General features: G+C 58.1%; 22 protein-coding genes. 15 read left to right on the forward strand and 7 right to left on the reverse strand.

All coding sequences use genetic code 11. The features are described from left to right. Positions 1-97 precede the first annotated feature (97 nt). From ABUK73_RS04095 to ABUK73_RS04105, 3 genes are all read left to right on the forward strand, one after another. Positions 98-835, forward strand: a complete 738-nt coding sequence (locus ABUK73_RS04095) for a L,D-transpeptidase (protein ID WP_113086016.1) — start codon at positions 98-100, stop codon at positions 833-835. 497 nt (positions 836-1,332) lie between these two features. Further along, entirely contained in the window at positions 1,333-1,770 is a 438-nt protein-coding gene (locus ABUK73_RS04100; RefSeq protein ID WP_353576149.1) for a MarR family winged helix-turn-helix transcriptional regulator, read from the forward strand. 49 nt (positions 1,771-1,819) lie between these two features. Next, complete coding sequence (locus ABUK73_RS04105; RefSeq protein ID WP_353576150.1) at positions 1,820-2,566, forward strand: SDR family oxidoreductase; 747 nt, start codon at positions 1,820-1,822, stop codon at positions 2,564-2,566. Positions 2,567-2,730: 164 nt separating this feature from the next. On the opposite strand, the gene ABUK73_RS04110 is transcribed toward ABUK73_RS04105, so the two are convergent. Continuing rightward, positions 2,731-3,630, reverse strand: a complete 900-nt coding sequence (locus tag ABUK73_RS04110) for a PA3715 family protein (RefSeq protein WP_353576151.1) — start codon at positions 3,628-3,630, stop codon at positions 2,731-2,733. A gap of 10 nt (positions 3,631-3,640) precedes the next feature. Beyond that, positions 3,641-4,087, reverse strand: a complete 447-nt coding sequence (locus ABUK73_RS04115) for a MarR family winged helix-turn-helix transcriptional regulator (protein WP_113086014.1) — start codon at positions 4,085-4,087, stop codon at positions 3,641-3,643. Positions 4,088-4,282: 195 nt separating this feature from the next. On the opposite strand from ABUK73_RS04115, the gene ABUK73_RS04120 reads away from it, so the two are divergent. From ABUK73_RS04120 to ABUK73_RS04130, 3 genes are all read left to right on the forward strand, one after another. Beyond that, positions 4,283-4,705, forward strand: coding sequence for an organic hydroperoxide resistance protein (locus ABUK73_RS04120; RefSeq protein ID WP_353576152.1), 423 nt, complete (start codon positions 4,283-4,285; stop codon positions 4,703-4,705). Positions 4,706-4,810: 105 nt separating this feature from the next. Further along, positions 4,811-5,194, forward strand: a complete 384-nt coding sequence (locus ABUK73_RS04125) for an MbcA/ParS/Xre antitoxin family protein (protein ID WP_353576153.1) — start codon at positions 4,811-4,813, stop codon at positions 5,192-5,194. Then, a complete protein-coding gene (locus tag ABUK73_RS04130) occupies positions 5,154-5,918 on the forward strand; it encodes an RES family NAD+ phosphorylase (RefSeq protein ID WP_353576154.1) in 765 nt (254 codons plus the stop codon). The genes ABUK73_RS04125 and ABUK73_RS04130 overlap by 41 nt, the downstream gene beginning before the upstream one ends. A 2-nt stretch (positions 5,919-5,920) precedes the next feature. Here the strand turns inward: ABUK73_RS04130 and ABUK73_RS04135 are convergent, their stop codons facing one another. Continuing rightward, complete coding sequence (locus tag ABUK73_RS04135) at positions 5,921-6,367, reverse strand: MarR family winged helix-turn-helix transcriptional regulator (protein ID WP_353576155.1); 447 nt, start codon at positions 6,365-6,367, stop codon at positions 5,921-5,923. Positions 6,368-6,499: 132 nt separating this feature from the next. Here ABUK73_RS04135 and ABUK73_RS04140 point away from each other — a divergent pair, with 132 nt between their 5' ends. From ABUK73_RS04140 to ABUK73_RS04150, 3 genes are read left to right on the forward strand one after another with little or no spacing between them, the layout of a single operon-like run. Then, complete coding sequence (locus tag ABUK73_RS04140; protein WP_353576156.1) at positions 6,500-7,228, forward strand: DUF899 domain-containing protein; 729 nt, start codon at positions 6,500-6,502, stop codon at positions 7,226-7,228. A 19-nt stretch (positions 7,229-7,247) separates the two neighbouring features. Then, on the forward strand, positions 7,248-7,733 hold the full coding sequence (locus tag ABUK73_RS04145) for a DUF1579 domain-containing protein (RefSeq protein WP_353576157.1): 486 nt from the start codon (positions 7,248-7,250) through the stop codon (positions 7,731-7,733). A 15-nt stretch (positions 7,734-7,748) separates the two neighbouring features. Continuing rightward, a complete protein-coding gene (locus tag ABUK73_RS04150) occupies positions 7,749-8,528 on the forward strand; it encodes a VOC family protein (protein WP_353576158.1) in 780 nt (259 codons plus the stop codon). On the opposite strand, the gene ABUK73_RS04155 is transcribed toward ABUK73_RS04150, so the two are convergent. Next, on the reverse strand, positions 8,529-9,425 hold the full coding sequence (locus ABUK73_RS04155) for a LysR family transcriptional regulator (RefSeq protein WP_353576159.1): 897 nt from the start codon (positions 9,423-9,425) through the stop codon (positions 8,529-8,531). Between the two features lie 123 nt (positions 9,426-9,548). Between ABUK73_RS04155 and ABUK73_RS04160 the strand changes: the two genes are divergently transcribed. Genes ABUK73_RS04160 through ABUK73_RS04170 form a run of 3 tightly spaced genes read left to right on the forward strand, consistent with a single transcriptional unit; the run spans position 9,549 to position 11,105 of the window. After that, on the forward strand, positions 9,549-10,280 hold the full coding sequence (locus ABUK73_RS04160; RefSeq protein WP_353576160.1) for an SDR family oxidoreductase: 732 nt from the start codon (positions 9,549-9,551) through the stop codon (positions 10,278-10,280). Between the two features lies 1 nt (position 10,281). Then, positions 10,282-10,755 (forward strand): carboxymuconolactone decarboxylase family protein, encoded by a 474-nt coding sequence (locus ABUK73_RS04165; RefSeq protein ID WP_353576161.1) that lies wholly within the window; start codon positions 10,282-10,284, stop codon positions 10,753-10,755. Then, positions 10,752-11,105 carry an Atu4866 domain-containing protein gene (locus ABUK73_RS04170; protein ID WP_353576162.1) on the forward strand — a complete coding sequence of 118 codons (354 nt, stop codon included), beginning with the start codon at positions 10,752-10,754 and terminating at the stop codon, positions 11,103-11,105. Before ABUK73_RS04165 ends, ABUK73_RS04170 begins: the two co-directional genes overlap by 4 nt. Positions 11,106-11,267: 162 nt before the next feature. On the opposite strand, the gene ABUK73_RS04175 is transcribed toward ABUK73_RS04170, so the two are convergent. After that, the gene (locus ABUK73_RS04175; RefSeq protein ID WP_353576163.1) at positions 11,268-12,833 is read right to left on the reverse strand and encodes a helicase HerA-like C-terminal domain-containing protein; all 1,566 of its coding nucleotides are present in this window, start codon (positions 12,831-12,833) and stop codon (positions 11,268-11,270) included. Between the two features lie 215 nt (positions 12,834-13,048). On the opposite strand from ABUK73_RS04175, the gene ABUK73_RS04180 reads away from it, so the two are divergent. Further along, on the forward strand, positions 13,049-13,441 hold the full coding sequence (locus ABUK73_RS04180) for a hypothetical protein (RefSeq protein WP_113086002.1): 393 nt from the start codon (positions 13,049-13,051) through the stop codon (positions 13,439-13,441). Here ABUK73_RS04180 and ABUK73_RS04185 read toward each other — a convergent pair whose 3' ends face one another. Further along, on the reverse strand, positions 13,442-13,870 hold the full coding sequence (locus ABUK73_RS04185; RefSeq protein ID WP_353576164.1) for a winged helix-turn-helix transcriptional regulator: 429 nt from the start codon (positions 13,868-13,870) through the stop codon (positions 13,442-13,444). It abuts the gene before it with no gap. 103 nt (positions 13,871-13,973) lie between these two features. On the opposite strand from ABUK73_RS04185, the gene ABUK73_RS04190 reads away from it, so the two are divergent. After that, on the forward strand, positions 13,974-14,732 hold the full coding sequence (locus ABUK73_RS04190; protein WP_353576165.1) for an SDR family oxidoreductase: 759 nt from the start codon (positions 13,974-13,976) through the stop codon (positions 14,730-14,732). A gap of 196 nt (positions 14,733-14,928) precedes the next feature. On the opposite strand, the gene ABUK73_RS04195 is transcribed toward ABUK73_RS04190, so the two are convergent. Further along, positions 14,929-15,756 (reverse strand): aldo/keto reductase, encoded by an 828-nt coding sequence (locus ABUK73_RS04195; RefSeq protein WP_353576166.1) that lies wholly within the window; start codon positions 15,754-15,756, stop codon positions 14,929-14,931. Positions 15,757-16,010: 254 nt separating this feature from the next. On the opposite strand from ABUK73_RS04195, the gene ABUK73_RS04200 reads away from it, so the two are divergent. After that, a complete protein-coding gene (locus ABUK73_RS04200; protein WP_353576167.1) occupies positions 16,011-16,748 on the forward strand; it encodes a hypothetical protein in 738 nt (245 codons plus the stop codon). Positions 16,749-16,806 lie beyond the last annotated feature (58 nt).

Genomic DNA, 16,806 nt, shown 5'->3' on the forward strand with positions numbered 1-16,806 from the left:
TCTGCTGTGGAACAAATGACGTACAGCGAGATTGAAGGATGGTTCTGCAACCCCGCTAACATCCGCCTAGTCGCTTCGATGTGAGAAAAACGGCCTTATGATGAGCACCGACACAGATCTTTCCAGACGCACTTTCCTTTCCCTTCTCGGCCTTTCCTCTGCATCGCTTCTAGCGGGCTGCGCCTCTTCCGGCGTTCGTCCCTATAACAGCGTGCAGCCGGGCAGCATTGCCAGCAACTTTGCGGGCGATTTCCGCTCGATGTTTGCAGGTGGCATTTCCGATGCCGAGCTTGCCGTGATGTACGGCACCGTAGAGGATGGCGGTTACGTCATTCCCGCCGTGCCTTACCAGAAGATCGACCGCCGCTACTATCGCCAGCGCGTCGTCGATCCAACCGGCGAACCTGCCGGCACCATCGTCGTCGATACGCGCTCGCGCTTCCTCTACGTTGTCGAGCCCGGCGGCTCCGCCATGCGCTACGGCGTCGGCATTGGCCGCGAAGGCTTCGCATGGTCGGGTGAAGGCGTCATCCAATGGCGTCAGAAGTGGCCAAAATGGACCCCGCCAGACGAGATGGTTGCCCGCCAGCCGGAACTGGTCAAGTTCTCCTCCAAGAACGGCGGCATGCCACCGGGCCTGAAAAACCCGCTCGGCGCCCGCGCGCTCTATATCTTCCAGAACGGCAAGGACACGCTCTATCGCCTGCACGGCTCGCCAGAGTGGAACTCCATCGGCAAAGCCGTCTCGTCCGGCTGCGTCCGCCTGATGAATCAGGACATCATCGACCTCTACGACCGTGTGCCGAACAAGGCGCGGGTTGTGGTTTGGCAGTAATCATGAAGAGGAGGGCGGCACTGTGCTGCTCTTACTTCTTGAAATTGCAAACGCCGATTTTTGACATCCTCGGGCTCGTCCCGGGGATGTAACATCTTACAAATCAATCAGTTGCAAATCCTCGCGGCAAGCTGGCTTGCCGTGAAAGAGGATACGAGTTTTTTTGGCAATGAAGATCTGACAGCGATGCTCCAAAAGCAGTCATCTCGTCACTGAGAAGTTTGCCACACTCCTTCCAGATGCAATGAAATGAGTAGCTTACATTGTCCGCTTTCCCTGCATATCCGCAGCGGACGACGGGGCAATGCATTGCTGGTCAGCGAGAAATAGGACCAGCGCAGATCGGGTTAGCGTGAGAAAGAGCGTTAACCGGACATTCCCGAACCTGAAAATCATCTTTTGAACCGGAACGAGTTCGCACGATGATCGACGGGAGTTTTCGCGCGGCCTCTCACACTCGGCTTTTGTTCTGTCTACGGAAATGCTTAATACCGGGAATGACAGAACCCACGTCCGATCAAACCGAACAGCTCGCTATTGCCTTCGAGCGCTTTACCCGCCGCTTTAAGGTCGCAGAGGCATCCGCTGCCGTGCAGAACGCGCTCAATGCGCTGGATATACAGGTCCTCCTGTTCATCAACGATCATCCCGAATGCAGCCTGGGCGACGTGGCCCGCCACCTCCAGGTCGCCCTGACAACCATGTCTTCCTCGGCCGACCGTCTGGTTCGCCGGGAAATGATAGAGCGGGAGCGGCCGGAGGCCAATCGTCGGTCGGTGGCTCTGACGCTCACGCAGGGCGGAATGACGGTGGTTAAGGGCTACATGGATGGCTATCGCTCCTCATGTCGCGCGATGTTGGAGGCGCTCGATCATGACGACAGGATCGCATTCCTGGATCTGGCGGAAAAAATAAAAAATACGGATATTGAATAATACGAATTTCGTAGTATATCTCCGCCGACGAAATCGACGGATATACGAGATGACTGACACACAGACGACTGCGCTTATCACAGGCGCCAACAAGGGTATCGGCCTCGCCATTGCGCGTCAGCTGGGCAAACATGGCTACGTCGTCTGGCTTGGTTGCCGGGACGTTTCGCGGGCCGATGCGGCGGTTGAACATTTGCAAAGCGAGGGCATCGATGCCCGTGCCGTCCAGCTTGACGTCACCAACGAGGGTAGCGTTGCCGCCGCCGTCAGGGTCGTCGGCTATGACAATAGCGGCCTTGACGTGCTGGTGAACAACGCGGGCCTAATGTATGCGCCGCCGCCCTCGCTCGAGGAGGAATCCATCGACGAGATCAGGCAGATGTTCGAAACCAATGTGTTTGGAACATTGCGGGTGACACAGGCCTTCCTGCCATTGCTGCGCAGATCAAAGGCGGCTCGGATCGTGATGATGAGTAGCGGCCTCAGTTCGCTGGAGGATGCGCTCGATATGCGCAGCGAAATGTGGGGCGTTGGCTTCGGCGGCTACTGTGCATCAAAGACAGCTCTGAACATGCTGACCGTCAAGCTGGCCAAAGAACTGGATCGAGAGGGGATCAAGGTGAATGCTGTCGACCCGGGGCTGACATCCACCGACATGACGGGCAACGGTCCCGGCCATTCACCTGATGTGGGCGCGCGTCCTGCAGTCGCTCTATCGACGATGCACGCCTACGGTCCTTCCGGTGGTCTTTATGCATGCTCGGCACAGGGCGAACTGGTTCGGAAGAATTGGTGACAGAGCGGAACGATACTCAAAAAAACGGAGCGGAAATGCATTTCCGCTCTTTGATCGTTGAATGAAGCAAGCCGATAAAAAAGAATGGTTCATCTCACATTTTGAGGCCGGAACGTTTTCTCCGGGCGGAACCCAGATTCTACTTTTAGGGTATCGTTTCTATTTCACTCGCTCAAAGCGCGTCTATCTTCCGGTATGGGGTATCGCTCCCCGTCATAGACCAGACGCAATGTCTGCGGCTTGCTGGTGACGGTCTTGTCTTTGCATTCATTGTCTTTTTCAACGAAGCTGGTCTTTGTCGATTTCGTTTCAACCAAGGTTATGTCTGCGTAACCGTTGGTTCTGTTCGCACTCATCGAAAGCGTACTTCCACTCGACTGAAACTCACCGGCGCAATTTGTGTCCCATTCGCCTCCATTCTGTGAGACGACCAAGCCATCCAGCACCGGGCGAAGCGAACCATCTTCTATCACATACAGCCACAAGCCCGCGCCATCGTAAGGGTTTGGCCTTGAGCTGCCTGAAGTCGATATGCGCAAGCCGAAGGCCGTCTGGTCTTGCGTCAACCTGTAGCGTGCCGTGTCGAATTCGACCGCGCTGATGCTTATCGCATCGTCATTCATTCTATCGGCAAGAAGCAGGCGATGTTTTACCGCTGAACTGGCTGTGTCGATTACCAGAAGATCCAAGTCGCCCACGGTGCCATCTTCATTTGTGGACTTGATCAGGGGCACCGCGACGAGCGTGAGTTGAGGATTGGCCGGCCAGACACGGCATTTCATCGTATGCGGCGTGTCACCACTGGTTTCGCCGTCGTTGATCTGGATTGTTGAGCCGCGGAACTGGAATGTTTCCCCGCTACTCTTCGTGGCATCAGGATAGGCGTGGCGGACTATGGCCTCAGCCCTGCCATCGCAACTCGGACCATCTTCTGCCTGCGCCTTGTCGATTGCGAGGACGCCCGGAATAACGATGAATAAAACGACCCTGATACATTGAGCAAACATTGGTGCGTTCCATGAGGCTTGATGGGGCGTGCGCTGGACAGTATCGGAACACCCCAATGTCTCAAGCCTAATCCTTCACCAAATTCTCCTTCAGCGCGTTCAACCGATCCCGCAACTGGCCCAACTCCTCCAGGCTGCAGCCCGTCGCCTCGCCAATCGAGCGCATGACGTTGGCGGCTTTCTTTTTCAAATCCGCGCCTTCCGGCGTCAGCGCAATCAGCACCTGACGTTCATCCACCGTGCCGCGCTTGCGGGTAATCAAGCCAGCCTGTTCCAGCCGCTTGAGAAGCGGGGAGAGGGTGCCTGAGTCCAGCCCCAGCATTTCGCCCAGTGTTTTGACAGTTGCGGTTTCCTTTTCCCACAGCGCCATCATGACCAGATATTGCGGATAGGTCAGACCCAGCGGTTCCAGCAGCGGTTTATAGGCGCGGTTGAAGGCGTGCGCGGCGCCATACAGCGCGAAGCATATTTGCAGGTCGAGCCTCAAAAGGCCTTCCATCGTCCCGTCGTCCATAATGTGAGCTCCAAATGCGGCTGGAGAGGGAACAATTTATCCCGTCACTCGGTTCCTGCCCCATGCACAAGGCAACGCAATCTCCTCAATATCTATTGCAGAAATTGAAAAATTTCTCAATGTGCAAAATTGTATTGCGCGCAATTTAATTGTGAGCTATATGATATTCAACATCAACCGAAGGAAGTGAATGACATGGCTATTCTCTACACCACCCAGGCAACCGCAACAGGCGGCCGTGCAGGCAACGCCAAGTCCGCAGACGGCGTTCTCGACGTAACGCTGACCGTTCCCAAGGAACTGGGCGGCGACGGTGCAACCGGCACCAACCCTGAGCAGCTCTTTGCCGCTGGCTATTCCGCCTGCTTCCTCGGCGCGTTGAAGAACGTCGCTGGCAAGGAAAAGGTAAAGATTCCTGAAGACACGACCGTGGCGGCAAGCGTTGGCGTTGGCCCGCGTGAAGACGGTGGCGGCTTCGGCATCGACGTGTCGCTGAAGGTCAACATTCCCGGCCTCGACAAGGCCACAGCAGAGGATTTGGTCAAGAAGGCGCATATCGTTTGCCCTTACTCCCACGCGCTGCGCACCTCTACTGAGGTTCCTGTTTCTGTCGCCTAATCTCGTCCCCGTGATTAACGACACAGCAAGGGCTGGCTTCACCGCCAGCCCTTCTTGCTTTCAGAAAGAAATTTGCTATATTCTTTCCAAGGAAAGGATATGCGCATGAATATCCAAGTTAGACCATCAGCGGACCCGGCAGAGCAGGGCAGGGTCGTCACCAAGGCGGTGGTATCAGCCGCAGAACGGCTTGGCCTGAATGCGGCCCGCGTTGCCGATGTACTCGGCGTTTCCGCCCCCACCGTGTCGCGCATGAAGCGGCTCGATTTCGTACTGGAGCCGGGCGCCAAGTCCTTCGAACTGGCCGTCTTGCTGATCCGCGTTTTCCGTTCGCTCGATGCCATCGTTGGCGGGGATGAGGCGGTGGCGCGCGCATGGCTGCGAAACCACAATGATGCGCTGGGTGCCGTGCCCGCCGAAAAACTCACAACCATAACCGGATTGCTCGATGTCCTTGCCTATCTGGACGCCAGACGCGCTCCAATCTGAAAAACGTGAAATTTCAGGCCATTGGTGGCGGTTGGTGGAGGCTCAGCACCACGTCTCCACCATGAAGCTTGTCGATACGGTGGATGAGCAATCCCTGCTGGAAGATATTCTGGAAGGCAGCAAACGACGCTTTCCGCCGGAATGTGCAGGGCTCGATTATCTGCTGGCGACGCCTTTTCGCTACGATGCCGCCTATCCCTATGGCTCCCGCTTCCGCCGGGCGGGCTGGACCAAGGGCGTTTATTATGCGGCGGCAAAGGTGGAAACGGCGCTGGCCGAAATGGCATTCTACCGCCTGCTGTTCTACGCCGAATCCCCCGCCACGCCGCTGCCCGCCAATGCCGCAGAATACACCGCCTTTTCCGCCGAAATCGCCACGCCTGCGGCCATTGATCTGACCACGCCGCAATTGTCGGATGACAAGGCGCTGTGGACACACCCGACGGATTACGAACCGTGCCAGGCGCTGGCAAACACGGCACGCGCTGCGGACGTCGAAGCCATTCTCTACCAGTCCGTTCGCGATCCGCAGGCTGGGCTGAATATCGCGCTTCTGACGCCGCTTGCCTTCAAGAAGAAGCAGCCGGTGGAGCGGGTAAGCTGGCGCATCCGGCTGGCGAAGACCGGCATTCAGGCGCTGTGCGATTTTCCCATGCGGCGCATTGGTTTTGCGGTGGAGGATTTTGCGGGAGACCCGCGGATTGCGGGGTTGTTGCGGGGGTAGCGCTACCCCAAATCCACAAGGTCACTCCGCAATCTGTCCGCATCACCGCTGCCAATCTGCGCTTCCACCTCGCCATGCGTCCGTGTCCAGATGGGAATGGCGGAGGCCAGTATCGCCAACCCTTCCGCCGTCAGTTTCAGCCGTTTGCCGCGCTTGTCTTTCGGGTCGGGCTCTATGGAGAGCAGACCGCGTTTTTCCAGCGGCTTCAGTGCTGCCGTCAGCGTCGTGCGGTCCATGGCCAGCAGGTTGGCCACCGGCCCCATGGGTGGCGGTTCGGGGCGGTTGAGGGACATGAGCAGCGAGAATTGCCCATTCGTCAGTCCCACCGGCTTCAGCGCCATGTCAAACCGGCGTGCCAAAGCACGGGCGGCGCGCTGGGCATGCAGGCACAGGCACGTATCGCGCACCAGGAGTGTTGTCGAAAAAGGAATCACTGACGTATTTGACATGCGGAATATATGTTGATATCAACGTAAATAGTCAAGCAAAATCGTTTTGGTGGTTTAGGAGGGCATCAGCCAAACCAAAACCGCGCCATAAGTGTTGTTTGTGCAGCTGTAAGATCGAAGGAGGATGAGATCATGCCGCATGCTATCGTTTCCAGAGAGGAGTGGCTGGAGGCCCGCAAAGCGCTTCTGGCCCAGGAAAAAGAACTCACCCGCGCACGTGACAGGCTGAACGAGGCGCGCCGCGCCCTGCCGTGGGAGCCGGTTACGAAGGATTATATTTTCGACACGCCGTCCGGCCCGAAATCGCTGGGTGAGCTGTTCGGCAATTGCAGCCAGCTCATCGTTTATCACTTCATGCTGGCACCGGATTGGGAAGAGGGCTGCGTCGGCTGCTCCTTCTTTGCTGACCATGTGGATGGCGCAATCGTTCACCTCAAAGCAGGCGATGCCGCCTTCGTTGCCGCATCCCGCGCGCCGCTGGACAAGATCGAGACCTACAAGGCCCGCATGGGCTGGAAATTCCCCTGGGTATCGTCTCAAGGCAGCGATTTCAATTATGATTATCAGGCCTCGTTCCGCGATGAAGACGTCGCTTCCGGCACCATTACATATAATTACACGGACATGCCTGCCATGGGCGATCTGAAGGATCTGCACGGCACCAGCGTGTTCGCCAAGGGTGAGGACGACAAGATTTTCCACACCTATTCCACCTATGCCCGCGGTGCCGAGCAGACACTGACGACGCTGATGCTGCTGGACCTCGTGCCAAAGGGCCGTAACGAGGAAGGCACCATGAACTGGGTGCGCCGTCACGACCAGTATGAGGATTCACCCAAGGCCGCCAGCTGCTGCCATTAACATCACAGGGAGAGACGGCATGGAAAGCGCAAAACCGCAGACGGAACACGCATTTCTGGAACGCCTGGTGGGCGAGTGGGAAATGGTGTCCAGCACGGGCTATGAGGGTTACGATCCCGATGATTCCGAGCAGCGCTTCACCGAAAGCATCCGCTCTGTCGGCGGGCTCTGGATTGTCAGCGATGGCAAGGGAAAGATGCCGGATGGATCGCCGATGGAAGCGATCATCACGCTGGGTTTCGACCCCGCCAAGGGCCACTATGTCGGCTCATGGATCGGCTCGATGATGACGACGCTCTGGGTCTACAAGGGCTGGCTGGAGGCGGATGGAAAGACGCTGGTGCTGGAGGCGCAGGGCCCGAAATTCGATGGCAGCGGCGAATTCGCCACCTATCATGATATCATGACGTTGCATGATGATAATAGCCGCACTTTCTCCGGCAGCGTGCTGCAGCCGGATGGAAGCTTCAAACAATTCATGTCGTCGGAATTCCGCCGCGTATAGAGAGGGAGAGAAGCGATGTCTGATACCCATGGGAAATTCATCTGGGCGGAATTGATGACGCCGGACAAGGACGCCGCAGGCCGCTTTTACAGCCACGTCGTCGGCTGGGAGCTGAAGGATTTCGGCTCGCCGGAGATGGGCTATAAAATCTTCGAAGCCAATGGCGTCGGCGTTGGCGGCATGATGGAACTGACCGAGCAGCATAAAGGCGAGGGCATTCACCCCAACTGGACGCGATATGTGGCGGTGGATGATGTGGATGCCACGGCAAAACGCTTTGAGGAAAAAGGCGGCAAGATCATGCGTCCGCCGAGTGACATCCCCGAAGTCGGCCGCTTCGCCGTGGTGACGGACCCCTCCGGCGCTGTGCTCTGCATCATGAAACCCTTGCCGATGGATACGGGCAGTTTTCCCGAAGAGCCGCAGCATCTCACCGGCCATGTCGGCTGGAACGAACTTTTCACCGATGATGTCGATAGTGCCATGGCCTTTTACGGTGATCTCTTCGGCTGGACCAAGGATCATGATTTCGACATGGGCGAAATGGGGCCATACCGCATCTTCGCCTATGGTGGAAATCAGATCGGCGGCGTCATGAAACGCCCGCCGCAAGTGCCCGTGTGCCACTGGGGCTATTACTTCAACGTCGATGGCATCGACGACGCCATCACCCGCGTCAGCACAGGCGGCGGTAAGGTCGTGAATGGCCCAATGTCCGTGCCGGGCGACGCCTGGATCGTCAACTGCCAGGACCCGCAGGACGCGTATTTCTCGCTGGTCTCGCCGCGGAAGTAATCACCCACCCCTCGGCAGCCGCACATGATCGATAAACGCCCGTAGCTTAGGGGCCAGGTTGCGGCGGCTGGGGTAGTAGAGGTAGAAGCCAGCGAAGCTGGGGCAATAGTCCTCCAGCATGGGCAGCAGTTCGCCGCGCTCGATAAAAGGGCGGAAGGATTCTTCCATACCGAAGGTGATGCCGGCACCGGCGCAGGCCAGCTTGATCATCAGCTGCATGTCGTTGGTGGTGAATTCCGGTTGGACGGCGACGGCGAATTCGCGGTCGTTTTCTGCAAATTCCCAGCGGTAGGGCGCGACGCCGGGGCTGGGACGCCAGCCAATGCAGCTGTGGTCTATCAACTCCGCCGGATGTGATGGCAGGCCGCGCCGGTCCCTATAGGCCGGTGAGCAGACGGGAAGCTGCCGCTGCTCGACCGACACGGGAACGGCGATCATGTCCTGCGCAATCAATTCGCCCAGCCGCACGCCCGCATCATACTGTTCGGCGACGATATCGAATTCCTCATCGGTGACGACAATATCCAGCTGAACCTCGGGATAGGCAGCCGCAAAACTGGCCAGTAGCGGGCCGGAGAGGAAGCGTTCGGCGATGGATGACACGGCCAGCCGCAACTGCCCGCGCACAGCGCCGCCCAGCGAGGAGGTGGCAAGGGCTGCCTGCTCCAGATTGGCGATGGAGGGCGACACATCGGCATAGAGCCGCTGGCCTGCTTCGGTGAGGCTGACGCTACGCGTCGTGCGCTGCACCAGCGCAATCCCCATCATCTCCTCCAGCTTGCGAATGGTCTGGCTGACGGCGGAACGGGTCACGCCAAGACGGTCGGCAGTTGCGCGGAAATTCCGCTCCTCCGCCACCATGCAGAAAATCGAGAGGGCATTGAGATCGATATTCATTGGTTAGATTTTCTATCCATTGAAGTAAGAATTGAGGCAGTTATCACGACAATGCCATCGAACTATCTTGCTTGCAACAGCACCGCTCCAACAGGGACGGGCTGGCAAACAAGGAGATAGATCATGGCATCGAACAAAGTCGTTCTCATCACAGGTGCATCGAGCGGCATCGGCGAAGGCATCGCCCGCGAACTCGCCACCGCAGGCGCAAAACTGGTTCTCGGCGCTCGCCGCCTGGACCGTCTGGAAGCGTTGGCGCAAGAGCTTCGCCAGTCCGGCGCAGACGTCGTTGCCCAGCAACTTGATGTGACGGACCGGGAAAACGTCGCGGCTTTTGCCGAGGCTGGCCGCAGGGCCTTCGGTCCAATCGACGTCATCGTCAACAATGCGGGCATCATGCCGCTGTCGCTCATGTCGTCGCTCAAGGTCGATGAGTGGGACCGCATGATCGACGTCAACATCAAGGGCGTGCTGTACGGCGTTGCTGCCGTTTTGCCTGAGATGACCAGCCGCAAGTCCGGCCAGATCATCAACATCGCCTCCATCGGCGCACTCGCCGTTTCGCCCACGGCGGCGGTCTATTGCGCGACGAAATTCGCTGTCCGCGCCATTTCCGATGGTCTGCGCCAGGAAAACAAGGACATCCGCGTGACCTGCATCCACCCCGGCGTGGTGGAAAGCGAACTGGCAGGCACCATCACCGATCCCGCCGCTGCGGAGCTGATGAAGGGCTATCGCTCCATCGCACTGAAACCCGAAGCAATCGGCCGCGCCGTGCGCTTCGCCATCGAGCAACCTGATGATGTCGACGTCAATGAAATCGTCGTTCGCCCAACTGCAAACCATGGAGGCTAAAATGAAAATCATCTTTCCATTCGCCCTTGCCGTCGTAACATTGGTGGCCGCCACTGCGGCCTTTGCCAACCCCGAGCAGCTGGAAGACCGGCTGCAACGCGGGGATCAGGTGATCCGCACGCTCAACAACGGCGAGCCGCAGCAGACTCTCGAACGCATGCGGCAGGAATTTCCATTCCTTGCTGAAGCGACCGAAGGTTATGCGCTGGGCGAAGTCTGGTCCCGTCCGGGGTTGGACAACCGCACCCGCCAGCTCGCCACTGTTGCCGTCATGGCGGCCTTGGGTGAGCGTAATTTGATGAAGGTCCATGCTGGATACGCGCTGAATGTCGGCGCGACCGATGATGAGCTGAAAGAGATGATCTACCTCGTCACGGTCCCGGCAGGCTTCCCGAAGGCAATTGCGGCTTCGCAGACGCTTTCCGAAATGTTCGAAGAACGCCGCAATCAGGCCAGCACAGGAGCAGGCGAATGACCATCCTCTCCACATCCATCGCTGTCGCCTTGGCGGCAGCATCCATCGAAGCCGATCCGCAGCGGTCGGCTCCAGCCCTGAAAACCAGCGCGGCGGACCAAACCGCCCGAGCGCAAAGCCACCCCTATATCGGCATGTGGGTAACGGGCGATGGCCGCATCCGGCAGGAGCTTTTGACAAACGGGCGCTATGACGAAGCGCGCGGAAACCGCAAGAGTGCCTATCAGGGCCGTTACGAGGTGAAGGGCAACCGCATCGAGTATTGGGACGATACGGGCTTTACCGCGGATGGGGAGTTCCGTGACGACGTGTTGTACCACGGCGGGATGGTGTTTTACCGGGAGAGGTAACCACAACACTCCCTCATTCCTGTGCTTGTCACAGGAATCTAGTCAGCCCAAGTCCTTGGGCTGAAAGAACTTCTTCGCCGCGCAGACGCGCAGCACTGGATTCCTGTGACAAGCACAGGAATGAGGGGTGGGCTTCCGTTCCGCGCGGGAACGACGACAACACTACCGCCGCAAACTCCCTAAGATACCCCGCACCAGCGCACGTCCAACCGACGTCGCGACAGACCGTGCCGCACTCTTCATCGCTGCCTCGATCACCGTTTCGCGCTGGTAACCGCTGGATTTGCGTGCTCCGCCGGTGGTGGAGGCTTGCTTCGGCTCTTCATCGCCGAAGCCCGGGAGCTTCCAGCGGCCAGCGGCAGTGTCGGGTTGCTGGCTTGCCTGTTCTTCCGCAGCACGCTTTGCAGCCTCCGCCTCGGCTGCCTTCTGGGCGCGGGCGGCAAGAAGTTCGAAGGCGGATTCGCGGTCCAGGTCGGTGTCGTAGATACCGGCAACCGGGCTTGTGCTCATGATGCTGCGGCGTTCGTCATCGCTGACGGGGCCGACGCGGCCCGATGGCGGGCGAACCAGCGTGCGCTCCACGATGGAGGGTGCGCCCTTGTCGCCCAGCGTCGAAACCAGCGCCTCACCGGTGCCGAGTGTGGTGATGGCGTCTGCCGTGCTGAAAGCCGGGTTCTGGCGGAACGTATCGGCTGCGGTTTTTACGGCCTTCTGCTCACGCGGCGTATAGGCGCGCAGCGCATGCTGCACCCGGTTGCCCAGCTGCGCCAGTACGGTTTCCGGCACGTCCAGCGGGTTCTGCGTTACGAAATAAACGCCCACACCCTTGGAGCGAATGAGGCGAACCACCTGTTCCACGCGTTCCACCAGCACGCGGGGTGCATCGTTGAACAGCAGATGCGCCTCATCGAAAAAGAAGACGAGCTTGGGCTTGGCGGGATCACCCACTTCCGGCAGTTCCTCGAAGAGTTCCGAGAGCATCCACAGCAGGAAGGTGCCGTAAAGACGCGGGTTCATCATCAGCTTGTCGGCTGCCAGAACCGAAATCGTGCCGCGACCATCGCTGGTGGTGCGCATGATATCGGAAATCTTCAGCGCCGGTTCACCGAAGAAATGTTCCGCACCCTGCTGTTCCAGCACCAGCAGTCCGCGTTGCAGCGAGCCGACGGAGGACTTGGAAATCAGGCCGAACTGGTTGGAAAGCTCAGACGCATGTTCACCCATATAGTTCAGCAGCGCCTGTAAATCCTTCAAATCCAGCAGCGGCAAGCCGCCCTGATCGGCAATCTTGAAGGCGATGTTCAGAACGCCTTCCTGCGCTTCCGATGCATCCATCAGGCGCGCCAGCAGAAGCGGCCCCATTTCAGCGATGGTGGCGCGAACGCGGTGGCCCTTTTCGCCGTAGAGATCCCAGAAGATGACGGGAAACTGCTCGAAGGCGAGATCGGTAAAGCCGATCTGTTCGGCGCGTTTCGTCACCCAGTCCTTGGCCTCACCCTTGGCGGCAATGCCGGAGAGGTCACCCTTGATATCGGCGCAGAACACCGGCACGCCCGCCTTGGCGAAGCCTTCCGCCAGCACCTGAAGCGACACGGTTTTACCCGTGCCGGTGGCGCCGGTGATGAGGCCGTGGCGGTTGCCGAATCTCAAGTCCAGATATTCGCCCTTGTTGAGGGTGTCGTCGGGATTGCGGCTCGTGCCGATATAAAGCTTTCCGTCCTGCAGCATCGTGGCGATCCCTCCGGTATAGCGGGCAATGGCTGCCCTTTATCCATTCTTTGCAATATACTTATAGGAACTGTTTCCGCCCTCAACAACTGTTTGATAGGGATGTTGAAGAAGGGCGGCGAAACTTGTTTTTTCCGGCTTTTCGCCAGCTTGAAACACGGCATCAATTGTTTTACGTTGACGTGAACGTAATTTTATTCTCCAGGAGGAAGACTATGAGCGAGATCGTCACCCAGGTGGCTGACAGGGTGGGCATTGCCCCGGACGTGGCGGAAAAAGCCCTTGGCATGATGCTGGGTTTCCTTCAGCGCGAGGCCGATGATGCGCCGGTTGCCAAGATGATCGAATCCATTCCCGGCGCACCGGAACTGGTGGCCCGTTTCAACGGCGAAGGCCAGGGCGGCGGCGGTTTGCTGGGCGGCCTGATGAGCGCCATCGGCGGCGGCGGCATCATGGGTCTCGGCCAGCAGTTGATGAGCCAGGGCCTGGGCATGGGCGAAATTTCCGCTCTCGCCAAGGCGACGATTTCCATTGCGCGCCAGCATGCAGGCGACGAAGTGGTCGATCAGGTTATCGCCTCGGTTCCAGGCCTCAGCCAGTTCGCGTAATCAAACTGCCCGGCGCGGAGGGTGTTCGCTGAACGCTTTCCGCGCCTTTTCTATGTCCGCATGGTGCGTCTCGGCCCAGATCCACACGCCGCAGAAGGCGGCGCCGAGGCTTCTGCCCAGCGGGGTCAGGCTGTAATCCACATGCGGTGGGATGACCGGGTGGATGATGCGTTTCACCAGCCCGTCGCACTCCATCTGCCGCAAGGTTTTCGTCAGCATCTTCTGGCTGATGCCGCCGACATGGTGGCCGATCTGCGTGAAGCGCAGCGTGCCGTTTTCTTCCAGAACCTCCAGAATCAGCATCGTCCACTTGTCCGCAACCTTGGCGATGATGTCACGCACCAGCGCCTCGATGACCGGATCGGTCTCATCGGGTGGCGGTGATTTGCGCTTTTCCTCGATGATGTCATCGGCCAGATGCCTTTTCATCCAGACACTCTCCTTCGGGTAAGTATAAATCTTTCGGGTGCCTTCTACCCATTGGAGAGCAATCTACCTACTTTCCGGTAAGACAACAAGGAAAGGCACTCCCATGAACGTCACAGGCAACACCATTCTCATCACCGGCGGCGGTTCCGGCATTGGCCGGGCGCTGGCAGAAGCATTCCACGCACTCGGCAACAAGGTCATCATCTCCGGTCGCCGCGCTGAGGTTTTGAGAGAGGTCTCCACCGCCAATCCGGGCATGGCATGGGCGACGATGGATGCGACCGATGCCGCAGGCATCAAGGCTTTCGCGGATAAGCTCATCGCCGACCACCCCGATCTCAACGCCGTCATCAACAATGCCGGCATCATGAAGAACGAGGATATCAAGGCAGCACCCGATTATCTTAATATTGCTGAGGAAACCATCGCCACCAATCTCCTCGCGCCCATCCGCCTCACAGCAGCGCTGCTGCCGCATTTCCTGACGAAGCCGAAGGCAGCAGTACTGACCGTCTCATCCGGCCTTGCCTTCGTGCCGATGGTCGCCACGCCCACCTACAGCGCCACCAAATCCGCCATCCACGCATATTCCATGGCCATCCGAGAACAGCTCAAGGGCACCTCAGTGGATGTCATCGAAATCATCCCGCCCTATGTGCAGACCACGTTACAGGGCGACCACCAAGCCACCGACGAACGCGCCATGCCGCTCGACGCCTATATTGCCGAGGTCATGGACATCCTGACCAATCAGCCGGAAGCAACGGAAGTGGTGGTGGAGCGCTGCAAGCCGCTGCGTTTTGCCGCGCAGAACGGCAATTTTGATCAGGTGTTTGCGATGGTGAATGGGTTGCATTCTTGAGATGGTGAGGGAGGCGGATAGGTCACCCCGCAGGGCACCGTCACCCCGGCCTTGAGCCGGGGTCCAGCCAACCCAAGTCATTGGGTTGGAAGACTCTTTCACCTGACAGACGTCAGGTCGCTGGATTCCGGCTCAAGGCCGGAATGACGGAGAGTGTTGGGTATTTATTGCCGTTAAGCCCTCGACTAACGCAAAACTACTTATCCCACTCCGGTGCCAGATGACCCGGATTAACAATCCTGCCATCCGCCTTCGCCAGCGCAAAAATCGCCTGCATCTCATCACTGGACAGCTCGAAATCAAAGATGTCGTAATTTTCCTTCAACCGGCTTTCCGTCGCCGTCTTGGAAAGCGCAATCACATCCGGCTGCTGCACGGCCCAGCGTAGCGCAACCTGCGCGGCGGTCTTGCTGTGTTTTGCGCCGATGTCCTTCAGCACCGCATCCTGAGGCACCTTGCCGTCCGCCATCAGGTAATAGGCAGTGATGGAGATGCCGTTTTTGCGGGCGGCTTCTATGACTTTGGTCTGGTCGAGATAGGGGTGGTACTCGATCTGGTTGTTGGCAATCGGCGCGTCGGACAGTTTTATGGCCTCGTCCATCAGCGCGACGTTGAAGTTGGAAATGCCGATGTTGCGAACCTTTCCGGCCTTGTGGACTTCGTTCAGCGCGCCGATACGCTCTGCCAGCGGCACATCGCTTTTGGGCCAGTGGAGCAGAAGAAGGTCGACATAATCGGTCTTCAGCTTGGTCAGGCTCTCATCCACAGATTTGATGAAGTCGGCGTGTTTGTACTGATCAACCCAGACCTTTGTCGTGAGGAAGATATCGCCACGGGCAATGCCTGAGTTGGCGATGACTTCGCCGACAGATGCCTCGTTCTTGTAGATCTGCGCCGTATCGACATGGCGGAAGCCGAGCTTCAGAGCTTCGGGCAAAATGCGGTGGACGTCTGCATCAGGCATACGGAATGTGCCGAAGCCGAGAGCGGGGATATTGGCGCCATTGGCGTTCACTGTGTGCATGGTTTTCTCCATTTTGGGAGGGGGCCCCGCGAAGATGCGGGGCGGGAATGGTATAGGGATAAGTGTGTCGGCAGCGGTTTGGTTCAAGCCGCGTGGGCGAGATTTGTTATAGGCTACAAATGGGCCGCCACCTCGATTTCACCAAAACAGCGATTAAAGGTTGTTAATTTCACGGAAAGAAAAAGAAATATAATTCTAGGTTGAGGCAAGCTTCGAATGGCAACTTCGGCAAATAGCCACTTGGAGTTTTGAAAATGACATCCGTTGCAGCAAACTCACATTACAACACCGTTACGACATCACGCTCCGCCGACAAGGATCAAACAGCATCCGAAAACTCTGACGGATTCGGCGCACTGGTTGCAGATGGCGATACGTCTCCGACCAAAAATACAGCCACGGCCTCCGATGTCGTCACCGTTGGTCCTGTCACCACATTGCAGCTTGCCAACGGCGAAACCTTCGTTGGGCAATCGCACCGAGTTGATTTTTCCCGCATTCAATTCAGCGTCGCGCAACAGCCAGAAGATAAATACCAAGATTATATGAGCGTCACAGAAGAGACGATTGAAACGACGCATGAATCGCTGGAGCGGCGTTTCGAGCTGGATTATGCGACCGTCGTTTCCAACGGGAGAATGGTCGCGAGAATCGATAATCGCGGAGAGGTGATCAGCTTCAGCGACTATTCTGCTGCCATCAACGATCTTTTGTCCAGCGTCGATGGGGCGGCGGGGCCTGATCTGGCGCAGAAGAGAGCAGACGCTATAACTGGTCTATTCGGAGCCAAGGTCGTCAAGTCGGATGCCGCCATGACGCAGGAAGACTTTGACGTGATTGCCGAATTCGACGTCTATAGCCCGGTCAAGTATCAGGACGGCTTGGGAGAAACTACCGATGACCTGCTCAAGATGCTCGGCAGCTTTCAGAACGTCCAAAAAGATCGGGCCGATTATCTGGCGCAACAGGCAGTCGCTGACGTGGCGCTTTAATCACTGGATTTGAGAAGATGAGGCATCTCCCACCCTTTGGATGGGAGATGCCTAACCC

It is taken from the genome of Agrobacterium vacciniicorymbosi (assembly GCF_040427045.1).
Classification (GTDB): domain Bacteria; phylum Pseudomonadota; class Alphaproteobacteria; order Rhizobiales; family Rhizobiaceae; genus Agrobacterium.